The 23,958-nt window shown below is 61.8% G+C and carries 20 protein-coding genes and 3 pseudogenes; 11 read left to right on the forward strand and 12 right to left on the reverse strand.

Going from position 1 to position 23,958, the window contains the following annotated elements; translation table 11 throughout:
• Positions 1-15: 15 nt before the first annotated feature.
• Positions 16-2,226, forward strand: coding sequence for a TonB-dependent receptor (locus Q8X48_RS18975; protein WP_407801278.1), 2,211 nt, complete (start codon positions 16-18; stop codon positions 2,224-2,226).
• 426 nt (positions 2,227-2,652) lie between these two features.
• A complete protein-coding gene (locus Q8X48_RS18980; protein ID WP_102675647.1) occupies positions 2,653-4,188 on the forward strand; it encodes an FAD-dependent oxidoreductase in 1,536 nt (511 codons plus the stop codon).
• 122 nt (positions 4,189-4,310) lie between these two features.
• Here Q8X48_RS18980 and hemB read toward each other — a convergent pair whose 3' ends face one another.
• Positions 4,311-5,285 (reverse strand): porphobilinogen synthase, encoded by a 975-nt coding sequence (hemB, locus tag Q8X48_RS18985; RefSeq protein ID WP_407801277.1) that lies wholly within the window; start codon positions 5,283-5,285, stop codon positions 4,311-4,313.
• A gap of 142 nt (positions 5,286-5,427) precedes the next feature.
• Entirely contained in the window at positions 5,428-6,138 is a 711-nt protein-coding gene (locus Q8X48_RS18990; RefSeq protein WP_218485327.1) for a glutathione S-transferase family protein, read from the reverse strand.
• Positions 6,139-6,506: 368 nt separating this feature from the next.
• Between Q8X48_RS18990 and Q8X48_RS18995 the strand changes: the two genes are divergently transcribed.
• A complete protein-coding gene (locus tag Q8X48_RS18995; RefSeq protein WP_407801276.1) occupies positions 6,507-7,178 on the forward strand; it encodes a histidine phosphatase family protein in 672 nt (223 codons plus the stop codon).
• A gap of 137 nt (positions 7,179-7,315) precedes the next feature.
• Here the strand turns inward: Q8X48_RS18995 and mnmH are convergent, their stop codons facing one another.
• Positions 7,316-8,419, reverse strand: coding sequence for a tRNA 2-selenouridine(34) synthase MnmH (gene mnmH / locus Q8X48_RS19000; protein WP_407801275.1), 1,104 nt, complete (start codon positions 8,417-8,419; stop codon positions 7,316-7,318).
• Positions 8,419-9,453 carry a selenide, water dikinase SelD gene (gene selD, locus Q8X48_RS19005; protein WP_015094213.1) on the reverse strand — a complete coding sequence of 345 codons (1,035 nt, stop codon included), beginning with the start codon at positions 9,451-9,453 and terminating at the stop codon, positions 8,419-8,421. Before selD ends, mnmH begins: the two co-directional genes overlap by 1 nt.
• Before the next feature lie 189 nt (positions 9,454-9,642).
• Between selD and Q8X48_RS19010 the strand changes: the two genes are divergently transcribed.
• Both Q8X48_RS19010 and Q8X48_RS19015 read left to right on the forward strand, forming a co-directional pair.
• A complete protein-coding gene (locus Q8X48_RS19010) occupies positions 9,643-9,870 on the forward strand; it encodes a DUF6555 family protein (protein WP_095968256.1) in 228 nt (75 codons plus the stop codon).
• A gap of 33 nt (positions 9,871-9,903) precedes the next feature.
• Complete coding sequence (locus Q8X48_RS19015) at positions 9,904-10,182, forward strand: hypothetical protein (RefSeq protein WP_407801274.1); 279 nt, start codon at positions 9,904-9,906, stop codon at positions 10,180-10,182.
• A 32-nt stretch (positions 10,183-10,214) separates the two neighbouring features.
• On the opposite strand, the gene Q8X48_RS19020 is transcribed toward Q8X48_RS19015, so the two are convergent.
• The 4 genes and pseudogenes from Q8X48_RS19020 to Q8X48_RS19035 all read right to left on the reverse strand — a co-directional run bounded on the left by Q8X48_RS19020 (position 10,215) and on the right by Q8X48_RS19035 (position 13,761).
• Positions 10,215-10,379: a metallothionein gene (locus Q8X48_RS19020; protein WP_015094211.1), complete on the reverse strand. Its 165-nt coding sequence runs from the start codon at positions 10,377-10,379 to the stop codon at positions 10,215-10,217.
• A gap of 183 nt (positions 10,380-10,562) precedes the next feature.
• Positions 10,563-11,384, reverse strand: coding sequence for a methyl-accepting chemotaxis protein (locus Q8X48_RS19025; protein WP_407802776.1), 822 nt, complete (start codon positions 11,382-11,384; stop codon positions 10,563-10,565).
• Positions 11,385-11,420: 36 nt separating this feature from the next.
• A pseudogene (locus tag Q8X48_RS19030) lies at positions 11,421-12,245 on the reverse strand (cache domain-containing protein); the annotation flags it as partial.
• A gap of 199 nt (positions 12,246-12,444) precedes the next feature.
• Positions 12,445-13,761 carry a Na+/H+ antiporter family protein gene (locus Q8X48_RS19035; RefSeq protein ID WP_407801273.1) on the reverse strand — a complete coding sequence of 439 codons (1,317 nt, stop codon included), beginning with the start codon at positions 13,759-13,761 and terminating at the stop codon, positions 12,445-12,447.
• A 600-nt stretch (positions 13,762-14,361) separates the two neighbouring features.
• Here Q8X48_RS19035 and Q8X48_RS19040 point away from each other — a divergent pair.
• The 3 genes and pseudogenes from Q8X48_RS19040 to Q8X48_RS19050 form a co-directional block, all read left to right on the forward strand.
• Positions 14,362-15,432, forward strand: a pseudogene (locus Q8X48_RS19040) (HAMP domain-containing protein); the annotation flags it as partial.
• A gap of 267 nt (positions 15,433-15,699) precedes the next feature.
• Positions 15,700-16,290, forward strand: a pseudogene (locus tag Q8X48_RS19045) (methyl-accepting chemotaxis protein); the annotation flags it as partial.
• A 315-nt stretch (positions 16,291-16,605) separates the two neighbouring features.
• Entirely contained in the window at positions 16,606-18,282 is a 1,677-nt protein-coding gene (locus Q8X48_RS19050; protein ID WP_407801272.1) for an MFS transporter, read from the forward strand.
• A 133-nt stretch (positions 18,283-18,415) separates the two neighbouring features.
• On the opposite strand, the gene Q8X48_RS19055 is transcribed toward Q8X48_RS19050, so the two are convergent.
• The 4 genes from Q8X48_RS19055 to Q8X48_RS19070 are packed head-to-tail and all read right to left on the reverse strand — an operon-like array spanning position 18,416 to position 21,029.
• The gene (locus Q8X48_RS19055; RefSeq protein WP_407801271.1) at positions 18,416-19,732 is read right to left on the reverse strand and encodes a sensor histidine kinase; all 1,317 of its coding nucleotides are present in this window, start codon (positions 19,730-19,732) and stop codon (positions 18,416-18,418) included.
• Entirely contained in the window at positions 19,729-20,397 is a 669-nt protein-coding gene (locus Q8X48_RS19060; RefSeq protein ID WP_218479281.1) for a response regulator transcription factor, read from the reverse strand. Before Q8X48_RS19060 ends, Q8X48_RS19055 begins: the two co-directional genes overlap by 4 nt.
• Before the next feature lie 3 nt (positions 20,398-20,400).
• The gene (locus Q8X48_RS19065; protein WP_095968065.1) at positions 20,401-20,721 is read right to left on the reverse strand and encodes a PepSY domain-containing protein; all 321 of its coding nucleotides are present in this window, start codon (positions 20,719-20,721) and stop codon (positions 20,401-20,403) included.
• Positions 20,721-21,029, reverse strand: a complete 309-nt coding sequence (locus Q8X48_RS19070) for a PepSY domain-containing protein (protein WP_015094203.1) — start codon at positions 21,027-21,029, stop codon at positions 20,721-20,723. The genes Q8X48_RS19065 and Q8X48_RS19070 overlap by 1 nt, the downstream gene beginning before the upstream one ends.
• A 248-nt stretch (positions 21,030-21,277) precedes the next feature.
• Between Q8X48_RS19070 and Q8X48_RS19075 the strand changes: the two genes are divergently transcribed.
• From Q8X48_RS19075 to Q8X48_RS19085, 3 genes are all read left to right on the forward strand, one after another.
• A complete protein-coding gene (locus Q8X48_RS19075; protein ID WP_407801270.1) occupies positions 21,278-22,357 on the forward strand; it encodes a patatin-like phospholipase family protein in 1,080 nt (359 codons plus the stop codon).
• 75 nt (positions 22,358-22,432) lie between these two features.
• On the forward strand, positions 22,433-22,789 hold the full coding sequence (gene queD / locus Q8X48_RS19080; protein WP_003223505.1) for a 6-carboxytetrahydropterin synthase QueD: 357 nt from the start codon (positions 22,433-22,435) through the stop codon (positions 22,787-22,789).
• 213 nt (positions 22,790-23,002) lie between these two features.
• Entirely contained in the window at positions 23,003-23,821 is an 819-nt protein-coding gene (locus tag Q8X48_RS19085; RefSeq protein ID WP_407801269.1) for an alpha/beta fold hydrolase, read from the forward strand.
• The last annotated feature ends 137 nt before the right edge of the window (positions 23,822-23,958 follow it).

Below are 23,958 nucleotides of genomic sequence, written 5' to 3' on the forward strand. Positions count from 1 at the left end.
GCCCAGGAACCCATCATGACCACTCCAGCACGACTCCGCGTGCCTTTTCGCCCGACGCTACTGGCCCTGTTTTGCTCCTTGTCCCTGACGGCTCATGCCGCAACGCCTGAAACAACCGAGGCCCAGGGAAAACCGCTGGTGCTGGGCGACGTCAATGTCAACGCCCAGGCTCCGGCACCGTCCGACCTGCCCCCGGTTTACGCCGGAGGTCAGGTCGCCCGCGGCGGTCAACTGGGTATCCTGGGCAACCAGGACATCATGGACGTTCCGTTCACCATGACGTCCTACACCGAAGAGTTGATCCGCGACCAGCAGGCCGAAACCGTCGGCGATGTGCTGCTCAACGATGCCTCGGTGCGTCAGGCTTCCGGTTTTTCCAACCAGGCCCAGACCTTCATGATTCGCGGCCTGCCGCTGAACGGCGATGATATTTCCTTCAACGGCCTGTATGGCATCCTGCCGCGGCAGATCATTTCCACCGATGCCCTGGAGCGCGTGGAAGTGTTCAAGGGGCCGAACGCCTTCATCAATGGGGTCACCCCGACCGGTTCCGGCATCGGTGGCGGCGTCAACCTGCAACCCAAGCGCGCCAGTGACGTGCCACTGCGACGGTTCACCACGGACATCAGCGACGACGGGCGCATCGGCGAACACCTGGACATCGGTCAGCGCTTTGGCGAGGACAACCGCTTCGGTGCCCGCCTGAACCTGTCCCAACGTGAAGGCGACACTGCCATCGACGACGAGAACCAGCGCTCCAAACTGTTCGCCCTGGGCCTCGACTACCGCGGCGATGCGCTACGCCTGTCCGGCGATTTCGTCTATTCGAAGGAACGCATCAACGGCGGCCGCAGCTCGGTCAACCTTGGCGACGCCACGCACATCCCGGATGCGCCCTCCGCCGATACCAACTACGCGCAGAAGTGGGGTTTCAGCGAGATCGAGGACACCTTCGGCATGCTGCGCGCCGAATACGACCTGAACGACAGCTGGACCGCCTACGCCGCCGGCGGCGCCAAGCATACCCGCGAAGTCGGCAACTACGACTCCACCACCCTGGTGGGCAACGATGGCAGCTCGGTGACCAGCGGCTCGTTCATTCCCCACAATGAAGACAACACCAGTGCCATGACCGGCCTCAATGGCCGTTTCGCCACGGGTCCGGTGACCCATCAACTGAACTTCGGCCTGGCGGGGATCTGGACCCAACAGCGCAACGCCTTCGATTTCGATCTGACCCAATACCCGAACAACATCTACCACCCGATAGATGTTCCGGCGCCAGCGGGCGGCTTCTCCGGCGGAGACCTGAGTGATCCGGGCATCACCGGCAAAACCTTCATGCGCAGCGCCGCCGTGTCCGACACCCTGGGCTTTATCGATGACCGTTTGCTGGTCACCCTGGGCGTACGCCGTCAACAGCTGGTCGTTCAAGGCTACGACTACAACACGCAAAACCGCACGTCCAACTACGACAAGTCGATCACCACGCCGGTGTACGGCATCGTGTTCAAGCCGTGGGACCACGTGTCGTTCTACGCCAACCGTATCGAGGGCCTGGCCCAGGGGCCGACGGCTCCGACGACCTCCGGCTCCAGGGTCGTGGTCAACGGCAATGAAGTGTTTGCGCCGTCGCGTTCCAAACAGGTTGAAGCCGGGGTCAAAGTCGACATGGGTACCTATGGTGCGACCCTCGGTGTGTACCGCATCGAACAACCGGCTGACGGCTACACCCAAGTCATCGACGACACCACCGCCGTGTTCGTTCATGACGGTGAACAGATCAACAAGGGCGTGGAACTCAATGTCTTCGGCGAACCCATCGACGGCCTGCGCCTGCTCAGCGGCGTGACCGTGATGGACACCGAACTGAAGAACACCCAGGACGGCCTCAACGATGGCAATCGGGCCATCGGCGTGCCGAGCTTCCAGTTCAATGCCAGTGTCGATTGGGATGTGCCGGGCCTGCCGGGCGCAGCCCTGAACGGACGCATGTTGCGCACCGGCGGCCAATACGCCGACGCGGCGAACAACCTCAGCCTGCCGGCCTGGAACCGCTTCGATGCCGGCGCCCGCTACGCGTTCAGGGTCCAGGAAAAAGACGTGACCGTACGCCTGGGCGTGGAAAACGTCGCCAACAAGAGCTACTGGGAATCGGCCCAGGGGGGTTACCTGACCCAGGGCGAACCGCGCACGGCGAAGTTGTCGGGCACCATCGACTTCTGATTGAGGGCTGCCCAACCCTGTACCTGTAGGAGCGAGCCTGCTCGCGATGGACGTTAACGATAACGCGGACTTTCTGGATTAACGCGGCGCTCTTTCGTTCATCGCGAGCGAGCTCGCTCCTACAGGGGGGTCGAGTGCCCGTGCCTGTGCATGTAGGAGCGAGCCTGCTCGCGATGGACGTTAACGATAATGCGTACTTTCAGGATTAACGCGGCGCTCTTTCGTTCATCGCGAGCGAGCTCGCTCCTACAGGGGGGTCGAGTGCCCGTGCCTGTGCATGTAGGAGCGAGCCTGCTCGCGATGGACGTTGACGATAACGCGTACTTTCTGGATTAACGCGGCGCTCTTTCGTTCATCGCGAGCGGGCTCGCTCCTACAGGGGCCGAGTCGTCCATACTTGTTCTACCCAGCGAGGAGGACGAGCTCATGCACAGAAGCGATGTGTTGATCATCGGCGCCGGCCCGACCGGGCTGGTCCTGGCGTTGTGGCTGAGCAAACTGGGCGTGCGCGTGCGGATTGTCGACAAGGCCTCGGCCCCTGGCACCACGTCCCGGGCGCTGGCTGTCCAGGCGCGGACGCTGGAACTGTATCGACAACTCGGGCTTGCCGACGCGGTTGTGCAATACGGCCATCGGGTGGCAGCCGCCAATTTCTGGGTCAAGGGCGAACCCGTGGCGCACCTGCCACTGACCCAGGTCGGCGAGGGACTGACACCCTACGCGTTCCTGGAAATTTTCCCGCAGGACGAGCACGAACGGCTGCTGATCGAGCGCCTGCAAGCCTTCGGCATCTCGGTGGAACGCAACACCGAACTGGCAAGCTTCGAGCAAACCGCCGACGGCATCACGGCCACGCTGCATCTGCCCGACGGCCAGCAGGAAATCTGTCAGGCCTGTTTCCTGGCCGGATGCGACGGCGCCCGGTCGATTGTGCGCAAGACCCTGGATACCGGTTTTCCCGGCGGTACTTACCAGCAGATTTTCTACGTCGCCGACGTACAGGGCAGCGGCCCGACATTCAACGGTGAACTGCACGTGGACCTCGACGAGGCGGACTTCCTTGCCGTGTTCCCGCTGGCGGGCAGTGGCCGCGCGCGCTTGATCGGTACCGTACGCGACGAGCGCGCCGACCACGCCGAGACCTTGTGCTTCGAAGACGTCAGCAGCCGGGCCATCGAGCACATGAAGGTGCAGATCGAGCAACTGAACTGGTTCTCGACCTACCGCGTCCATCACCGGGTGGCAGATCATTTTCGCAATGGCCGGGCGTTTCTGCTCGGCGATGCAGCCCACGTGCACAGCCCGGCGGGTGGCCAGGGCATGAACACCGGGATCGGCGACGCCATCAACCTGGCCTGGAAACTGGCGGCCGTGCTGAGCGGCGCTGCCGAGGCCAGGCTGCTCGACACCTATGAAACCGAGCGCATCGCCTTCGCGCGCAAACTGGTGGCGACCACTGACCGGGTCTTCACCTTCGTCACCGCCGACGGGCCGATGGCCGATTTGCTGCGTACGCGCCTGGCGCCGTTCCTGATCCCGAAAATCACCTCGTTCGAAACCTCCCGCCAATTCCTGTTTCGCACGGTGTCGCAGATCACCCTGAATTATCGGGGCATGCCGTTGAGCACAGGCGTTGCCGGGCATGTGCACGGCGGTGACCGCCTGCCCTGGGCCCATGACGGTGAGGGGGACAACTTTGAATCTCTGAAATGCATGACCTGGCAGGTGCATGTCTACGGCGACACCAGCGACGAGATGATCGCCTGGTGCAACGAGCACCATCTGCCGCTGCATGTGTTCGACTGGCGACCGGCGTTCGAAGCAGCGGGCCTGGGGCGCAACGGCTTTTATCTGTTGCGGCCCGATACCTATGTAGCGATTGCCGAGACGTGCGCGGACCCGAAAGTGATCGAACGGTATTTCCGCGACCACGGGATCCGCTCGTTTTTTGGCACGCCCTGAGAACACCACATCCCCCTGTGGGAGCGGGCTTGCCCGCGATGGCGACGGCACATCCAGCATCTATATGTCTGACATACCGCTATCGCGGGCAAGCCCGCTCCCACAGGGTTATGCGTTGTTTTTCAGATCCCCGCCAACGCCAGATCCATCGCAAAATACGTAAAGATCAGGTCTGCCCCGGCACGCTTGATCGCCCCCAGGCTCTCGCGCACCACACGGTCTTCATCGATGGCCCCGGCCTGGGCGGCAAACTTGATCATCGCGTATTCACCGCTCACCTGATACGCCGACAGCGGCAGGCGCGAGGCTTCGCGAATGTCGCGGATGATGTCCAGGTAGGCACCGGCCGGCTTGACCATCAGCGCATCGGCGCCTTCCTGTTCGTCGAGCAGCGACTCGCGCACCGCTTCGCGGCGGTTCATCGGGTTCATCTGGTAGCTTTTGCGGTCGCCCTTGAGCGCACTGCCGCCCGCCTCGCGGAACGGACCATAGAGCGCCGAAGCGAACTTGGTCGAATAGGCCATGATCGCCGTCTGGGTAAACCCGGCGTCATCGAGGGCCCGGCGGATCGCCTGGACCTGGCCGTCCATGGCCGCCGACGGGGCGATCACGTCGGCACCGGCTCGGGCCGCCGCGACGGCTTGCCTGCCGAGGTTGATCAGGGTCTGGTCGTTGTCGACTTCATGGTTGTGCAGCACGCCGCAATGGCCGTGGTCGGTGTACTCGCAAAAACAGGTGTCGGACATCACGATCATTTCCGGCACCGCGTCCTTGGCGATGCGCGACATGCGCGAAACCAGGCCGTCATCGCGCCAGGTGTCGCTGCCGCTGCTGTCCAGATGATGGGACACACCGAAGGTCATCACCGACTTGATCCCGGCACGGGCGTATCGCTCGATCTCGCCGGCCAGCTTCGACTCGGGAATGCGCATCACCCCGGGCATGCTTTTGATCCGCACGAAGTCGTCGATCTCTTCTTCGACGAAAATCGGTAGCACCAGGTCGTTCAGGCTGAACTCGGTCTCCTGGAACAGGCTGCGCAGGCTCGCATTGCGGCGCAGACGGCGTGGGCGTGCTTCGGGGAACTGGCTGGACATGGGGATTCCTGAATTTCAGAGGACAAGATGTAGGAGCGAGCCCGCTCGCGATGGTCGTTAACGATAACGCGCATTGTCTGAATAACCGCGTTGCCCTTACGTTTTTCGCGAGCAAGCTCGCTCCCACAGGTTATGCGGTGTATCAGCTGGCGACCGGGCTTGGAATCTGCAACCCGCGCACCACCGCCGGCCGTGCCAGGAAGCGCTCCAGCACCCGTGTGACGTTAGGGAAGTTCTGAATGCCCACCAGATCACCGGCTTCATAGAAACCGATCAGGTTGCGCACCCACGGGAAGGTGGCGATGTCGGCGATGGTGTAGCGCTCGCCCATGATCCAGTCGCGCCCTTGGAGCCTGCCGTCGAGCACCTTGAGCAGGCGTTTGCTCTCTTCGACATAGCGATCACGGGGACGCTTGTCTTCGTAGTCCTTGCCGGCGAATTTGTTGAAGAATCCGAGCTGGCCGAACATCGGGCCAATACCGCCCATCTGGAACATCAGCCATTGAATCGTTTCGTAGCGCGCGGCCGATTCCTGGGCCAGCAGTTGCCCGCTCTTGTCGGCCAGGTAGATCAGAATCGCTCCCGACTCGAACAGCGCCAGCGGCTTGTCGTCCGGACCGTGGGGGTCGAGGATCGCCGGGATTTTGTTGTTGGGGTTCAACGACAGGAATTCCGGGGACATCTGGTCATTGGTGTCGAAGCCTACCCGGTGAGGTTCATACGGCAGGCCGATCTCTTCGAGCATGATCGAGACCTTGACGCCGTTGGGGGTCGGCAAGGAGTACAGCTGAATCCACTCCGGGTATTGGGCAGGCCATTTGCGGGTGATGGGGAAGGCGGACAAATCGGTCATGGGCAGGATCCACGAAGACATTGAGAGTGGCGATCATAATGGAGATATCGGCTCAGCGACCCCTTGGAACCATCAATCTCGCTGATAGAGGAGATCAAAAGAGATCACGACGGTTTGAACACCATCAGGTGTAGGCTGTCCATAAATCCGCAACATCCTGTCGATAACCTTCACTGCAATCCGCTAAAGGTTACCGGTACATTGCTGCGCTCTTGGCCGGAATCGAACCAAATGGGATCAGGGGACTCTGAGCACCACCCCTTTGAAAACGGACCGGCTTCAACGACATGGAAAACACCCGACGCTGGAAAGTCGCGGTGTAAAGGTTTGTCAGCCTTAACCGAATTGCGCTGAAGAACCTTTTATTCATGAATCTGTTCAGTTTTACCAACCGTTTTAAACATCGCGCCTACCTGTTGTTACCCGCATTGCTGGTAGTCAGCGCGGTGTTCCTGTTGCTGGAATCCGGCCTGAGTCGCGCCCAACCGATGGATGGCACCCAGACGCTGGTCTTCCTGCGCCACGGGGAAAAACCCGACGGCGGCCTCGGCCAGCTCAATTGCCAGGGGCTGAACCGCGCCATCGACCTGTCCACGTTGCTGCCGGAAAAGTTCGGCAAGGCCGACTACGTGTTTGCGGCGAATCCGACCCGTAACGTCGAGGAAGGCGAGTTCGACAATTCCTACAGCTACATCCGTCCCCTGATGACCATCAGCCCCAGCGCCATCAAGCTGGGCCTGCCGGTGAACATCAATTTCTCCGCCAATGACACCAGCGACCTGGCCAATGAACTGCTTCACGACAAGTATCACAACTCGGTCATCTACACCGCCTGGTCGCACGGCTACCTGCCGGAGCTGATCAACAAGGTGGCCGGCGACGCCACCGGCAAGAAAACGACCATCACCGATGACTGGGAATCTAGCGACTACGACTCGCTGTATGTGCTCACCCTGACCTGGCACAACGGCAAGGCCAAGTTGCAGAGCCATGTGTACAAGCAAGGCCTGGATAACGGCGCCGAAACCTGCCCGACCTGAGGCATGCGTTGTCTGAGCTGGCCCCTTCGCGAGCAGGCTCGCTCCCACATTGGATTTGCAGTGTGATCACAAAGGCATGAGCACCACTGAACCCTGTGGGAGCGAGCTTGCTCGCGATGGGGCCAGTAAAACCGACATCACTTTCGTTGATTCACCCGCTCGCGCAAATACTCGAGAACCGCCCCCCGCTCCCCGGCAAACTCGATCCGCGCACCTTTCTTCTCCCGCTGGAACGCGTACATCGGATCGTAATACTCGCTCAGCAACCCTTCGATCCAGCCCCGGTGCAGATCCACCGCGCCACTGCGGGCCTGCTCTGCCAGCGCCTCTTCCATCAAAACCAGCATGCGTCGATGACGTTCGCCGCCCAGGCGTTTCTGCACATTGTTCAGGCTCGCCAGCAACCGTTCGGAAAACAGGGCGAAGCCGTCTTCGCCATGCACGTCGATGAATTCGGCGCACAGATCCACCACGTAATCGCGCAGGATCCGCTCGACCCGACCTTCCAGGCTGTCTTCCAGCCAGACCATCGGGAACTGCTGCATGCCCTGGTACAGCGGCAACGGCAACGCGCAACTGCCCACCGCACGACTTTCGTCTTCCAATACGAACTGCTCGATACCCCGGGCGCGTTTTTTCAGCACATCCACGGCCAGGCGGTTTTCGAAGTCGATGTTCGAAGGCTGGCCGGTGGCGCGCTTGCCGAAACTGGAGCCGCGGTGGTTGGCATGACCTTCAAGATCCACACTGTTGCCCAGTTGCGTGAGCACCTCGGTTTTGCCGGTACCGGTCATCCCGCCCAACAGGACGAAATCGCACTGGGCAACCGCTTGATCGAGGGTGTCCAGCAGGAAGGTACGCATGGCCTTGTAGCCGCCGCCCACCCGTGGGTAGTCGATACCGGCCTCGTCCCTGAGCCATTGCTGGACAATCTGCGAGCGCAGGCCGCCGCGAAAGCAATACAGCAGGCCATCCGGATGCGCCCGGGCAAAGTCGGCCCAGGCCTGGATGCGTTCAGCCTTGACCGCACCCGATACCAGTTGATGCCCGAGCACGATGGCCGCCTGCTGGCCGTGCTGCTTGTAGCACGTGCCGACCCGCTGGCGTTCATGGTCATTCATCAACGGCAGGTTGATCACACCGGGAAACGAACCCTTGTTGAATTCAACCGGCGCGCGCGCATCCATCATGGGCCGGTCGTTGAGGAAGATGTCGCGGTAATCGGTGCAGTCGACGAACATCAAAACACCTCGACCGCGTTGCCCTGTCGCTCGACCAGTTCACCGATCGGCTCCAGGCTCAGGCCCAGTTCGGCGGCCACGGCAAGAAACTGCTCGTTGCCTTGCGGCGTTACGGCAATCAGCAGGCCGCCGCTGGTCTGCGGGTCGCAGAGCACACGTTTGTGCAGCTCCTGAAGGCGTCCGAGCTTGCTGGCGTAGCTGTCGAAATTGCGCAGCGTACCGCCCGGTACGCAACCCTGTTCGAGGTAATACTCGACCCCCGGCAGACGCGGTACACGGTCATATTCGATGCGCGCCGTGAGCTGGCTGCCGTCGGCCATTTCCACCAGATGCCCGAGCAGGCCGAAACCGGTGACGTCGGTCATCGCGGTCACGCCATCGAGCTTGCCGAAACGGCTGCCGGGCTTGTTCAGGGTGCACATCCAGTCCCGGGCCAGGCCGATATCGGCATGGCGCAACTTGCCCTTTTTCTCGGCCGTCGTAAGGATGCCGATGCCCAGGGGCTTGGTGAGATAGAGCAGGCAACCGGCGGTGGCGGTGTCGTTGCGCTTCATGTGGCGTTTTTCCACCAGGCCGGTGACGGCCAGGCCAAAGATCGGCTCGGGTGCGTCGATGGAGTGTCCGCCTGCCAGCGGGATGCCCGCTGCATCGCACACCGAACGGCCACCGCGAATCACTTCCCGGGCGATTTCCGGCGCCAGCACGTTCACCGGCCAGCCCAGGATCGCAATCGCCATCAAGGGATCGCCGCCCATGGCATAGATGTCGCTGATGGCATTGGTGGCGGCAATTCGGCCGAAATCGAAGGGATCGTCGACGATCGGCATGAAAAAGTCGGTGGTCGAGACCACACCGCGTTCTTCATCGATGGCATACACCGCCGCGTCGTCACGCGAGGCGTTGCCGACCCAGAGTTTCGGGTCGAGATTCTGTGCCCCGCTGCCGGCCAGGATCACTTCCAGCACCTGGGGGGAAATTTTGCAACCGCATCCGGCGCCATGACTGTATTGGGTCAGGCGAATCGGCTCGCTCATAGGGTCACCTCTTGGAGTCTAGGTAACTAATCCTACAGCAAACGCGCCTTTTTCTTTGTAGGAGATACGCTGGTGGATACTGGCCACTGTGGGTTATGGCAACAGGATCAGCCGGCATCCGACAATCCGAGTGAATTTTCCTGATGGCACGCGATCCTTTTATGTACAACAGGGAGGAACCGGGGCTTTATGAACAGTGCAAAATTATTCGTCATCGAGTACACACTCCATGGCACTGCGAAATCATTCATTATCCGGCTGGAAAAAATGGATAACGCAGAAGCCTGGCATTGGGCGAGCTGTGACGCGGGGGTGGGGCGAATTCCCCGGTTTGGACGCGAGAAGGTGCAAAAGACCAGCAAGCCGATGGCTGAAAAATTCGGCGTGGAAAACGTCAAGTGGCGGCCGGCGAACTGATCACTGGCAACCGTCACGTTCGGGGGAAGCGATATGAGTGTGACATCCGTCTACAGCCCTGCGCAGCTGGACTATGGCCTGGACACGCAGGCCGGCCGCATCACCAAAAGCGCCAAGTGTCGGATCGGACTGGAAGCGGTCGAAAATGATCCGTTTTGCTTTGCCGTACGCGTCCCGGCGCCACTGCCGGAAGACCTGGAGCAAGCCAGGACCCTGGCGCTGTGGGTCGAAGGGCGGCGCTTGCAGGGCACCGTTCGCCACAGCGAACGCTTGGAGGACGACAGCCTCAGGCTGGAAGTGGAGCCGGACTAGGCTCCACTTTTTACAGCTTGTCGTGAATGCCGTCAGCCATGGGAGCACTTGCAGCCTTTATGAGCGCACTCCTCGCCGTGCTCATGGTGTTTGGCGCAGGCTTCACAGCAGTAGTGCTTGCCGTGACGGGCAATCGGATGTTCACCGAGTTTGCAGGAACATTTCGGACAATCGCAGATACTTTCACGGTCAATCATGGGTCTGACTCCTCTTGTGTGGTCGCCAGTGCTCAGATGCACACCGTAAGTGTAGGAGCTGCCGCAGGCTGCGATCTTCTGTGGCGAGGGGGCTTGCCCCCGCTTGAGTGCGTAGCGCTCACCGTTTTCAGGGGCTGCTGCGCAGCCCGGCGCGAGCAAGCTCGCTCACCACAAAAGCTTTAATCAGATACGGAACTGCCCGACCAGGCTGCCCAGGTGCTGACCGAGCTCGGCCAGGCTGCGCGAAGTCTGCGCGCCGAGCTGGGTTTCGTCGGCGACGTTGTCCACCGCCACGGCAATCTGATGCACGCTGCGGTTGATCTCTTCGGCCACGGCGGTCTGTTCTTCAGCGGCGCTGGCGATCTGCGCGTTCATCGAATTGATGGTCGCGATCAACTGGGCCATGGTGTCCAGCGAAGCCCCCGCCTCGTTGGCCTGGGCCGAGGTACCGTCGCCCGCCTCGCTGGAGCGACGCATCGCCTCCACCGCTGACTGGGTGCCGGCCTGCAGGCGATCGATCATGCCCTGGATTTCCTGGGTACTGATTTGCGTGCGGCTGGCCAGCGCCCGCACTTCATCGGCCACCACCGCAAAACCGCGCCCGGCCTCGCCGGCGCGGGCGGCTTCGATGGCCGCGTTGAGCGCCAGCAGGTTGGTCTGATCGGCAATCGAGCGGATCACCCCCAGCACGCTGACAATCGACGACACGTCTTTTTGCAGGCTGTCCAGGGACACGCCGCTGCTGCGGATGTCGTCCACCAGCGCATGGATCTTCTCGATGCTGCCGGCCACCACCCGCTTGGCCGCCTGGCCTTCTTCATCCGTCTGTTGGGCTGCCACCGCGGCGTTCTGCGCGCTCTTGGCCACTTCCTGGGCTGCCGCCGACATTTCGTTGATCGCCGTGGCCACCTGATCGGTCTCATGGCGCTGACGTTCCATGGCCTGGTCCGAGCGATTGGCCTGGTCGGACACCTGATTCACCAGTCCGGTCAGTTGCGAGGTCATTTCGCTGATCTGACGCACCAGGCCATGGATCTTGTCGACGAAACGGTTGAACGAGCCAGCCAGTTCGCCGAGTTCGTCCTGGCTGGTGATGGTCAGGCGGCGGGTCAGATCACCCTCGCCCGCCGCGATGTCGTCGAGGTTGGCTTTCATCAAGTGCAGCGGACGCAGAATGGTGTTGGCCAGCAACATCCCGGCAGCGGCGATCACCAGCAACACCACGACCGCCACCCCGACGATGCTCAGCACCATGCCTTGCATGCGCTCCTGGACCTTGTCCTGGACCACCGCCACTTGTGCTTCGATGCCGTCGAGGTTGACCGAGGTGCCCACCGCCATGTCCCACTTGGGCAGGTATTCGGTGTAGCCGAGCTTGGGCACCAGCACCTGGGTGTTGCCGGGCAATGGCGAGCTGTATTGCAGATAGTGCGTACCGTCTTTGGCGACTTTCACCAGGTCGCGGTTGACGTAGACACCGTTCGGGTCGCGATTGTCCTTGAAGCTCTGGCCTACGCCTTCGGGGCTGTTGGCCTTGAACAGGCGCACAGTGTTGGAGTCGTAGCCGAAGAAGTAGCCGTCCTTGCCATAGGTGATGCTCGACAGCAGCTTGATCACCTGGGCCCGCGCCGCCTCGTCGCCGGGGGCGGCAGCGTCATACAGCGGTTTGATCGTGGTCATGGCCACGGCCACGTAGCTTTGCAGGGTCGCCTTGGCATCGCTGAGCAGGCGTTCGCGGGTCTGTTCGACTTCCTTACGGGCCTGTTCCTGAAGAATGAACAGCGTGGTCAGGCTGATGACCAGCGCAAACAGCAGCACCGGGAGGACGGCAAGGGACAGGACTTTGGCCTTGAGGCTCATGCGCATGACGTTCACTCTTTTGTTTTTGTTGGCGTGGTTAAAAGCTTTAACGGCATGCCAGGTCAAAAGTTGAACGCGGTCATCAGCTCCGCAGAAAATCCCTGTGGGAGCGAGCTTGCTCGCGATAGCGGTCTGTCAGGCAACTTGATGCTGGATGTGCCGCCGTCATCGCGAGCAAGCTCGCTCCCACAGGGTAAGTGGTGTTTTACAGGACCATCGCCGCCACCCAGCCAAACGCCAGCAGCGGCAGGTTGTAGTGCAGGAAGGTCGGGACCACGGTGTCCCAGATGTGATGGTGCTGGCCGTCGATGTTCAGGCCGGAGGTCGGGCCGAGGGTCGAGTCCGAGGCCGGCGAACCGGCGTCGCCCAGGGCACCGGCCGTGCCGACGATGCACACGATCGCCAACGGGCTGAAGCCCAGTTGCACGCACAGCGGCACGAAGATCGCCGCCAGAATCGGCACGGTGGAGAACGACGAGCCGATGCCCATGGTCACCAGCAACCCCACCAGCAACATCAGCAAGGCGCCAATGCCTTTGCTGTGATCGATGTACGACGCCGACGACTCGACCAGCGTCTGCACTTGACCGGTGGCCTTCATCACTTCGGCAAAACCCGAGGCGGCGATCATGATGAAACCGATCATCGCCATCATTTTCATGCCTTCGGTGAACAGGTCATCGGTGTCGCGCCATTTGACGATGCCCGACACCGAGAAAATCAGGAAGCCGACCAGTGCACCGATAATCATCGAATCGAGCAGCAACTGAATGATGAAGGCCGCGGCGATGGCCACGCCGGCCACCATCAGGCTCAGCGGGTTGTATTGCACCGCCACTTGCTCGACTTGCTCGATCCTTGCCAGGTCATAGACCCGCTTCTTGCGGTAGCTGACAAACGCGATCAACAGGCCTGCCACCATGCCCAGCGCCGGAATGCCCATGGCGTGGGTCACGTTGACGCCGCTGATGTCCACACCGCTGCGGGCGACGTTGGCCAGCAGGATCTCATTGAGGAAGATATTGCCGAAGCCCACCGGCAGGAACATGTAGGGCGTGATCAGGCCGAAGGTCATGACACAGGCGATCAGTCGACGGTCCAGTTGCAGCTTGGTCAGCACATAAAGAAGCGGCGGCACCAGCAACGGGATGAACGCGATATGGATCGGCAGGATGTTCTGCGAGGCGATGGCCACGACCCAGAGCAGGCCTATCAGCAGCCATTTGACCTGGCCACCGCCGCTGGCGTGCTGGCGATCGACCATCGCCAGCGCCTTGTCGGCCAGCGCATGGGCCATGCCGGATTTGGCGATGGCCACGGCGAAAGCACCGAGCAAGGCGTAGGACAACGCCACCGTCGCCCCGCCACCCAGGCCGCTGTTGAAAGCCTTGAGCGTCGCCTCGATGCCCAGGCCACCGGTCAGGCCACCTACCAGCGCACCGACGATCAGGGCGATCACCACATGCACGCGGGACAGGCTGAGCACCAGCATGATGCCGACCGCGGCAATGACTGCATTCATTTCGTAACCTCGTGACAAACGGAAAGAGTCCGGCCGGCAGTCTGCGTGAGCCGCCAGCGGATACAGGAATGGGTTTTATTAGAGGGCGCGCACTTTGCCGCAGAGTCGGCGCGGTGTCAAAGTTCGTGGGGATTCTGAATGTGCAGTGAATTGCGATCCCCTGTGGCGAGGGGGCTCGCCCCCGTTCGACTGCGTAGCAGTCGCGATCCAGACAACTCGGTATGACCGGACAATATAGGGGCCGCTTCGCGACCCAACGGGGGCAAGCCCCCTCGCCAAAAAAAGCAGTTACAAACCTTATTCGAAGCGCGGCATAAAGAAAGCCGGATCGCGGCCGCTACAGTGCAAAGTCTCAGATATTTATCGAATAAGGACGCCTCCATGTCGCTCAGACAACTTTCCATTCAATGGAAAATCACCCTGCTGGCCGGGCTCTGCCTGGCGGGCATCGTGACCCTGCTGGTGGGTCTTTCGCTATACCGCATGGAGCACAGCTCCGAGCTGGTGAAAGCCTCGAGCATGGAGATGCTGACCGAATCAGCCCAGGCCCGGATCGAGTCCCAGGGCGAGAACCAGGCACTGGGGATTCGCCAGCAGTTCATGGACGCCTATCAGTACGGCCACGGTTTCTCCCGGCAGGTGCTGTTTTTGCGCGAGCAGGCCGAAAAGCGCTTCCTCGATGCCTTCGACCTGCGCGAAGACCTGACCCGCCAGGTCAAGTCGGCCCTGCAGGCCAATCCGGACCTGCTTGGCCTGTCCCTGGTGTTCGAACCCAACGGGCTGGACGGCAAGGACGAACTGTTCACCGGCCAGGCGGAACTGGGCAGCAACGACAAGGGCCGTTTCGCCCTCTACTGGTCGCAACCGACTCCGGGCAAGCTGACGTCCATGGCGCTGCCGGAAAAGGACATGGCCGACACCAGCACCGGCCCCAGCGGCGAAGCGGCCAACGCCTGGTTCACCTGCCCGCGCACCACGCTCAAGCCGTGCGTGATCGAACCCTACTTCTATGAGATCGACGGCCAGAACGTGCTGATGACCAGCATCGTTTTCCCGCTGATGGTCAACGGCAAGGTGATTGCCTCGCTGTCGGTGGACATCAACCTCAACAGCCTGCAAGCGGTCAGCCTGGGGGCCAGCAAGAAACTCTACGACGGCCAGACCAGTGTCAGCATCATCAGCCCGGCGGGCCTGCTCGCCGGCTACAGCCCGGACGCCAGCAAACTCAGCCAGCGCCTGGATGCCGTGGACAAGGCCAGCGGTACCGAACTGCTGCGCATGCTGGCCGCCAGCAGCAAAACCGCCAGCCTGCACAGCCATCAGCAATTGAAAGTGCTGGCCCCCTTCCAGCCGATTCCCGGCGGCAAGTCCTGGGGCGTACTGCTCGACGTGCCGGAGAACGTCCTGGTCGGCCCCGCCGAAGCCCTGAAAAAGCAACTGGACGACAGCAACACCGCCGGCACACTGGTCGAGCTCGGCCTGGGCGTGCTCGCTGCGCTGCTGGGCCTGGTACTGGTGTGGCTGATGGCCCGCAGCGTGACCAAACCGATTCTCGGCGTGGCGCACATGCTCGAGGACATCGCCAGTGGCGAAGGTGACCTGACCCGCCGCCTGGCCTACGACAAGAAAGATGAACTGGGCCAGTTGGCCGGCTGGTTCAACCGCTTCCTCGACAAGCTGCAGCCGATCATTGCCGAAGTGAAACGCTCGGTGCAGGACGCCCGCAGCACCGCCGACCAGTCGTCCGCCATCGCCACCCAGACCAGCGCCGGCATGGAGCAGCAATATCGGCAGGTGGATCAGGTTGCCACCGCCTCCCACGAGATGAGCGCCACCGCCCAGGACGTCGCCCGCAGCGCCGCGCAAGCGGCACACGCCGCCCGCGATGCCGATCAGGCGACCCGTCAGGGCCTGACCGTGATCGACCGCACCACTGCCAGCATCGACCACCTCGCCGCCGACATGAGCGCGGCCATGGTTCAGGTCGAAGGCCTGGCCGCCAACAGCGAGAAGATCGGCACGGTACTGGAAGTGATCCGCGCAATTGCCGAACAGACCAACCTGCTGGCCCTCAACGCGGCGATCGAAGCGGCCCGTGCCGGTGAAGCCGGGCGCGGTTTTGCCGTGGTCGCCGATGAGGTGCGCAACCTGGCGCGGCGTACCCAGGAGTCCGTGGAGGAAACCCGTCTGGTGATCGAACAACTGCAAAGCGGCACACAGGAAGTGGTGGGTTCGATGAATAACAGCCATCGCCAGGCCCAGGGCAGTGTCGAGCAGGTTGGCCAGGCCGTGACCGCGCTGCGCCAGATCGGCGACGCGGTGACCGTGATCAACGACATGAACATGCAGATCGCCAGCGCCGCCGAAGAGCAAAGCGCGGTGGCCGAGGAGATCAACAACAACGTGGCGACCATTCGCGACGTGACCGAGTCGCTGTCGGGCCAGGCCAATGAGTCGGCACGGGTCAGCCAGTCGCTCAACAGCCTGGCGAACCAGCAGCAGAGTCTGATGGACCAGTTCCGCGTTTAAGCCCTGCTGGTCGAACAAAATACCTGTGGGAGCGAGCTTGCTCGCGATGGCGGTGGGTCAGACAACATTTTTGTTGATTGACACTCCGCCATCGCGAGCAAGCTCGCTCCCACATTTTTTCTGCGCGCTGCTGAATGAAATGATGGCAAGTGGATATCTGCCGCAAGCCGATTATTCTTCATGGAACCTTGCAGCTTTTTCTGGCGTCAACTTGAATGCAAGCCACGTAATCCGATGACTTCAGCCCCAGGGCCTGGGTACGGCAAGTGTTGGTGGGAACTCCGGCCTACAACAAGAGCAAGACGGAGAAGACTCATGGCAGCAATCGACAATGCAACCACGGGCAGCGCGCCCAACCACGGGCTCACCAAGGAGGAACGCAAGGTCATCTTCGCCTCGTCCCTGGGCACCGTGTTCGAATGGTATGACTTCTACCTGTACGGCTCCCTCGCGGCGATTATCGCCAAGCACTTCTTCGCCGGCGTCAACGAAACGACGTCCTTCATCTTCGCCCTGCTCGCCTTCGCCGCCGGCTTCGCCGTCCGGCCGTTCGGCGCCATTGTGTTCGGCCGCCTGGGCGACATGATCGGACGCAAGCACACCTTCCTCATCACCATCGTGATCATGGGTGTCTCGACGGCCGTGGTGGGCTTGCTGCCCGGCTACGCGACCATAGGCGTGGCCGCGCCGATCATCCTGATCAGCCTGCGTTTGCTGCAGGGCCTGGCGCTGGGCGGTGAGTACGGCGGCGCAGCCACCTACGTGGCCGAACATGCCCCCAAGGGCAGGCGCGGCTATTTCACCTCGTGGATTCAGACGACAGCCACCCTTGGCCTGTTTCTTTCACTGCTGGTGATCCTGGCCTGCCGTACCGCGCTGGGCACGGAAGCCTTCGAAGCCTGGGGCTGGCGGATTCCGTTCCTGCTTTCGATCCTGTTGTTGATTATCTCGGTGTACATCCGCCTGCAACTGAGCGAATCACCGGTGTTCATGAAAATGAAGGCTGAAGGCAAGTCCTCCAAGGCACCGTTGACCGAATCCTTCGCCCGCTGGGACAACCTCAAGATCGTGATCATGGCCCTGCTCGGTGGCACCGCTGGCCAGGCCGTGGTCTGGTACACCGGGCAATTCTATGCGCTGTTCTTCCTGTTGCAGACGCTGAAGATCGACCCACAGACCGCCAACTTGCTGATTGCCGGCTCGCTGCTGATCGGCACACCGTTCTTCGTCATATTCGGCAGCCTGTCCGATCGTATCGGCCGCAAGGGCATCATCATGGCCGGCTGCATCATCGCCGCACTGACGTACTTCCCGATCTTCCAGGCGTTGACCCAATACGGTAACCCCGACGTGTTCGTTGCACAGGAGAAGAACCCGGTCACGGTCATCGCCAATCCTGACCAGTGCTCGTTCCAGTTCGACCCGGTGGGTAAGGCCAAATTCACCAGCTCCTGCGACCTGGCCAAGACCGTGCTGGCCAAAAAGGCCATCCCCTACACCAACGTCAACGCCGAGCCGGGCGCCGTTGCGCAGGTGCGCATCGGCGAGAAAGTGATCGAGAGCTTCGAGGGCACCGGCATGCCGGCCGCCGACTTCAAGGCCAGGAACGATGCCTTTACTGCCAGTCTCGCCACCGCCCTCAAGGACGCCGGCTACCCCGAGAAGGCCGACCCGGCCAAGACCAACTACCCGATGGTGCTATTGCTCCTGACGATCCTGGTGATCTACGTGACCATGGTCTACGGGCCGATCGCCGCCTGGCTGGTGGAACTGTTCCCGGCGCGCATCCGCTACACCTCGATGTCGCTGCCCTATCACATCGGCAATGGCTGGTTCGGTGGCTTCCTGCCGACGGTGGCGTTCGCCATGGTGGCGGCCACGGGGGATATCTATTACGGGCTGTGGTATCCGATCGTCATCGCGGTGATGACGGCCGTGCTGGGCATTTTCTTCATGCCGGAAACCAAGGATCGGGAGATTCATCACACCTGAGACTTGCCAGCCAATCAGTGAACCCCTGTGGGAGCGGGCTTGCCCGCGATAGCGGCGGTACAGTCAATGATGATTTTGAATGTGCCGGCCTCATCGCGGGCAAGCCCGCTCCCACAGGTTTCCCGGCGTGGCCTCAGGTGTGTTTGGGTAATTCGATGACAACCTTCAGCCCGCCCCACTCGCTTTCCAGCAACGACAGTTTCCCACCCCAGCTATCAACGATGTCGCGCACGATACCAAGTCCCAGACCATGCCCATGGGTCTGTTCATCCAGCCGCGTTCCCCGGCTGAACACTTGATCGCGACGCTCTTGGGGAATGCCCGGGCCGTCATCTTCCACACTGAGCTCAAACCCGGTCGCCAATTCCGCCACACTCACGCGAACTTCGGCATCCGCCCATTTGCAGGCGTTATCCAGCAGGTTGCCCAACAGTTCCAGCAGGTCTTCACGATCCCAGGGCAATTGCAGGCCGGCCGGAGCACGGTAGCTCAGCGCCAGGTGTTCGCCATGGATCATGTTCAGGGTTGCCAGCAACCCGGGGAGTTCGGCATCGCAATCAAACAGCGCACCCGGCAAAGCATCACCGGATAACCGCGCACGATTGAGTTCCCGATTGAGCCGTTGCTCGACCTGTTGCAGTTGTTCCTTGAGGGTCTTGCGCAGCTGCGGGTGCGCCTCAAGCTGCTCGCTCGAGGCCAGGCTCAACAGCACCGCCAGCGGTGTTTTCAACGCATGGCCGAGGTTGCCCAGGGCATTGCGTGAGCGCTTGAGGCTGTCCTCGGTGTGGGCCAGCAAGTGGTTGATCTGCGCCACCAGTGGCTCCAGCTCCAGCGGTACCTGATCATCGAGTTGCGAGCGCTGGCCCTGTTGCAACTGCGCGATCTGCTCGCGGGCCTGTTCCAGTGGACGCAAGGCGCGGCGCACGGTTATCCGTTGCAGCAACAGAATCAGCAGCAGCCCGGTCAAACCCAGGCCCAACCCGAGCTGTTGCACGCGCCGGAAGCTTTCGCGTATCGGCGTGTAATCCTCGGCGACGCTGATGGAGATCGGCAACCCCAGGCGTCGATAGTCCGTACGCAGCACCAGCAGCTGTTGCCCTTCGGGCCCCAGTTGCAGATCGTCGTGCAAGCCGGGGTGATCGAGCGCCGGCAGTTCCTGATCCCATAACGAACGGGAGCGCCAATGGCCATCGGTGAAATCGATGCGGAAATAATGCCCGGAAAACGGCCGCTGATAGGCCGGCGACAGACGTCGCTCATCCAGTTGCAAGCCTTGCGGTCCGCGCACCAGCGCCGCCAGCAGGCTCTCACTGTCATTGCGCAACCCGGCTTCGAGGTAGCGCTGCAACCCCATTTCGAACAGCCACAGGCTGGTTTGCGCCAGCACCAGGCCAACGACCACCATCACACTGATCAGGCCCAGGCTCAAGCGACGCTGGATCGATCTCACCGGGCTTGCCCGCCGAACAGGTAGCCCTGGCCACGCCGGGTTTCGATCACGCTTTTGCCGAGCTTGCGCCGCAAATGGTTGACATGGACCTCCAGCACATTGGAATCGCGCTCGGTTTCACCGTCGTAGAGGTGTTCGGCCAGGTGACTTTTGGAGAGGATCTGCTCGGGGTGCAGCATGAAATAACGCAACAGGCGAAACTCCGCGGCGGTCAGCTGAATGTCCGCACCGTCACGGACAACGCACTGGCGACCTTCGTCCAGGTGCAGCCCGGCGGCCTGGAGCGTCGGCTGGTTGACCTGGCCATGGGAGCGGCGCAGCAACGCCTGGATGCGCAAAAACAGCTCTTCGGGATGAAAGGGTTTGGTCAGGTAATCGTCGGCGCCGGCCTTGAGGCCTTCGATGCGTTCGGCCCAGGAATCCCGGGCCGTGAGGATCAGCACCGGCGTGGCCAGCCCCGCCGCGCGCCATTGCGCCAGCACCTCAAGCCCCGGCACGCCCGGCAAGCCGAGGTCGAGGATGATCAGGTCGTAAGGTTCAGTGCTGCCCTGATGCACCGCGTCGCGACCGTCGGCCAGCCAGTCCACCGCATAACCCTGGCGGTTGAGACCGGCCAGCAGTTCGTCGGCCAGGGGCACATGGTCTTCCACCAGAAGCAAACGCATGGATCAGTCTTCCTTGTCTTTGAGTAAACGGCCGGTGGTGGCATCGATGTCCAGTTCGCGGACCACGCCTTCAGGGGTCAGCAGCTCGACTTCATAAATGTAGACGTCGTGTTTTTCTTCGAGCTCGGCCTCCAGCAGTTTCGCGCCGGGGTAGCGACCCATTGCCTGCTGCAGCAGTTGCTCCAGCGGCAGGATCACGCCCTGTTGACGCAGGTGCAGGGCTTCGTCCTGGTCCAGGTCGCGCGCCATCACTGCCGAGCAAAATGCCAGAAGCACCAGCGCCATCCGACTGCCGGTGCATCGATTGGATAAAAACACCTTCATTACCAATCCTGATGATCCTTGAGAACCTGCCCGCTGACAGCGTCTAATTCCAGATCCCAGTCGATACCCTGGGGATCGCGCAGCTCTACCTTGTACAAGTACCTGCCGTAATGCTGCTCCAGCTCGGATTCATTGACGGTGGAGCCTGGATGCCTGGCCACTGCATTGGCATTGAGTGTCTCGAACGAGACAATGGTACCAGCGTCGCGCAATCTCAGCGCTTCATCCGGGCCAAGTTCCCGGGCATGGGCGATGCTCGCGATCATGCCGATGATGCACGCGGTGAACAGGGCTGTCGGGGTTTTCATGGGTGTCTCCGTATTGCTTCAGGTGCTGCCTGTGGACGACACCTTAACCGGATGAACTTAATTGAAACTGAATGGCCATCATTGGCCACACCACATCCCCTGTAGGAGCGAGCCTGCGAGCGATGGACCTTGGAACGCCGCGGGGTGTCAGGTTACCAGCGTAATCGTTGACGACCATCGCGAGCAGGCTCGCTCCTACAGGGGATGTCGTGTTTATATTTCCCCGCTTGCCAACATTCGAGACCGGTATGACCGCCATCCACATCAAGTTTCCTTCCCTGACCCTCAAGGCCGGTCCGCGAGCTTTTGCGCGCATCCGTGAGAGCGGCCTGAACGCCGCCGAGGTCGGCACCCTGCCCGGTGCAGCCGGCGGTCCGAAGGCGCTGGGGATTCAGGGGCTGGACCTGGCGCTGTTCGGCGAGTGGCTGCCGGCGGCACCACGGGAGCGCTCGCTGATTGGTGCATCGGTGGGTTCCTGGCGCTTCGCCAGCGCCTGCCTGCCGGACGCCGCCGAGGGCATCCGGCGTCTCGGGCAGCTTTACACCGAGCAAAACTTTGCCAAGGGCGTGACCATGGCGCAAATCAGCCAGAGCTCGCGGCGCATGCTCAATGACCTGCTCGACGGTCGTGATGCCTCGATCCTCGGCAACAGCGCCTACCGCCTGAACATCATGGTGGTCAAAAGCCACGGCCTGCTCGCCGACGACCATCGCGGTCGCCTGGGGCTGGGCCTGTCCTCGGTCATCGCCGACAACCTGCGCGGCCGGGCGCGGCTGGCCCGGCACTTCGAACGCCTGATCATCCACGACCCGCGCCTGGCGCCGCCGGTCGACGCCTTGAACGACTTCCCGTCGCGCTTCGTCGCGCTCAATGCCGGCAATTTGCGCCAGGCCCTGCTGGCTTCGGGCTCGATCCCGATGGTGATGGAAGGCGTGCGCGACCTGCCGGGCGCCGGCACCGGCACCTTCCGCGACGGCGGTCTGCTGGACTATCACCTGGACCTGCCCTACAGCGGCAATGACATCGTGCTCTACCCGCATTTCACCGACCGGGTGATTCCCGGCTGGTTCGACAAGACCCTGCCATGGCGCCGCGCCTGCCCGGCACGCTTGCAAAACGTACTGCTGCTGGCACCGTCGAAGGAATACCTGGCGCGCCTGCCCTACGGCAAACTGCCGGACCGTAACGACTTCAAGCGCTTCATGGGCGACGCCCCGAGCCGGCAGAAATACTGGCGCACCACCATGGAAGAAAGCCGCCGCCTGGGCGATGAATTCCTCGAACTGGCCGCCAACGGTCGCCTCGGCGAGCGCTTGCTGACCCTTTAGTCAGGACAAACTGGTAAACTCGCCGCCTGCCCGAATCGCTGCGGCGAACGCCACCTGAACAGAGCTGAAAACACTGTGGAAATTTTCAAGGAATTTACTTTCGAATCCGCCCACCGCCTGCCCCACGTACCGGACGGCCACAAGTGCGGGCGCCTGCACGGTCACTCGTTCAAAGTGGCGATCCATTTGAGCGGCGATCTTGATCCGCACACCGGCTGGATCCGCGACTTCTCCGAGATCAAGGCGATCTTCAAGCCGCTGTACGAGCGTCTGGACCATAACTACCTGAACGACATTCCTGGCCTGGAAAACCCGACCAGCGAAGTGTTGGCCAAGTTTATCTGGAATGAGATGAAGCCGTTGTTGCCGGAGCTCAGTGCGATTCGTATCCACGAAACCTGCACCAGCGGCTGCATCTATCGCGGCGAATAAAGACACCGCCCCCTTGTAGGAGCGAGCCTGCTCGCGATGGACGCCAGAGCACCGCGGGCTGCCAGATACCACGCGTAATCGTTGACGTTCTTCGCGAGCAAGCTCGCTCCTACAGGGGAACAGCGTTTTGTCAGAGAAATAAAGAACAGCCTTCATCGGCTGTTTTTTTATGCCTATGCTTTTTGCCTCTTCCCCCGCCAAGAGGACAAGCCCATGACTGACTGGCCACTGCCCCAGACCTATAGCTTCAAAGGGCACTCCGTGCGCTACGCCGTGCGTGGCGATGGCCCGCCGCTGGTGTTCGTGCATGGGACGCCCTTCTCCTCCTGTGTCTGGCACCGGATTGCCCCGCACTTCATCACCACGCACCGGGTGCACTATTTCGATCTGCTGGGCTACGGGCAATCCGAGAAAGTCGATGGCGACGTGTCCCTGGGTGTGCAGAACGAATTGCTGACGCAGTTGCTGGAGCATTGGGGCCTGGATCGCCCCGACATGGTGGCCCACGACTTCGGCGGCGCCACCGCCCTGCGCGCGCATCTGCTCAACGGCAAGGATTACCGCAGCCTGACGCTGATCGATCCGGTGGCGCTGACGCCCTGGGGTTCGTCATTCGTGCAGCATGTGCGCCAGCATGAAGCGGCGTTCAGCGGACTGCCCGATTACATCCAGCGGGCCATCGTGCCGACCTACATTCGCGGGGCCATCCAGCGCGAAATCCCCGACGCCGAACTCGCCCCCTACGTTCTGCCGTGGCTGGGGGAGCGGGGGCAAGCGGCGTTCTACCGGCAGATCGCGCAGATGGACGAGCGCTATACCCGTGAGGCCGAAGGTCTGTACCCGACGATTCGCTGCCCGGTGCAGATTCTCTGGGGTGAAGACGATCAGTGGATTCCCGTCGAACGCGGGCGGGCCTTGCAGCAGATGATTCCCGGCGCGCAGTTCCATCCGATACCCAACGCCGGTCATCTGGTTCAGGAAGATGCGCCTGAAGCCATAGTCGCGGCGTTGCTGCGATTCCTGCCCCTGTAACAATTCTCCTGAACAAACCCAATCCCCTGTGGGAGCGAGCCTGCTCGCGAAGACAATGTCACCTCCGACATCGAATGGGCTGACACACCGCCTTCGCGAGCAGGCTCGCTCCCACATTGGTTCTACAGTGATCAATG

It is taken from the genome of Pseudomonas sp. QLc11A (assembly GCF_052112305.1).
In the GTDB taxonomy this organism is placed as follows: domain Bacteria; phylum Pseudomonadota; class Gammaproteobacteria; order Pseudomonadales; family Pseudomonadaceae; genus Aquipseudomonas; species Aquipseudomonas laurylsulfatiphila.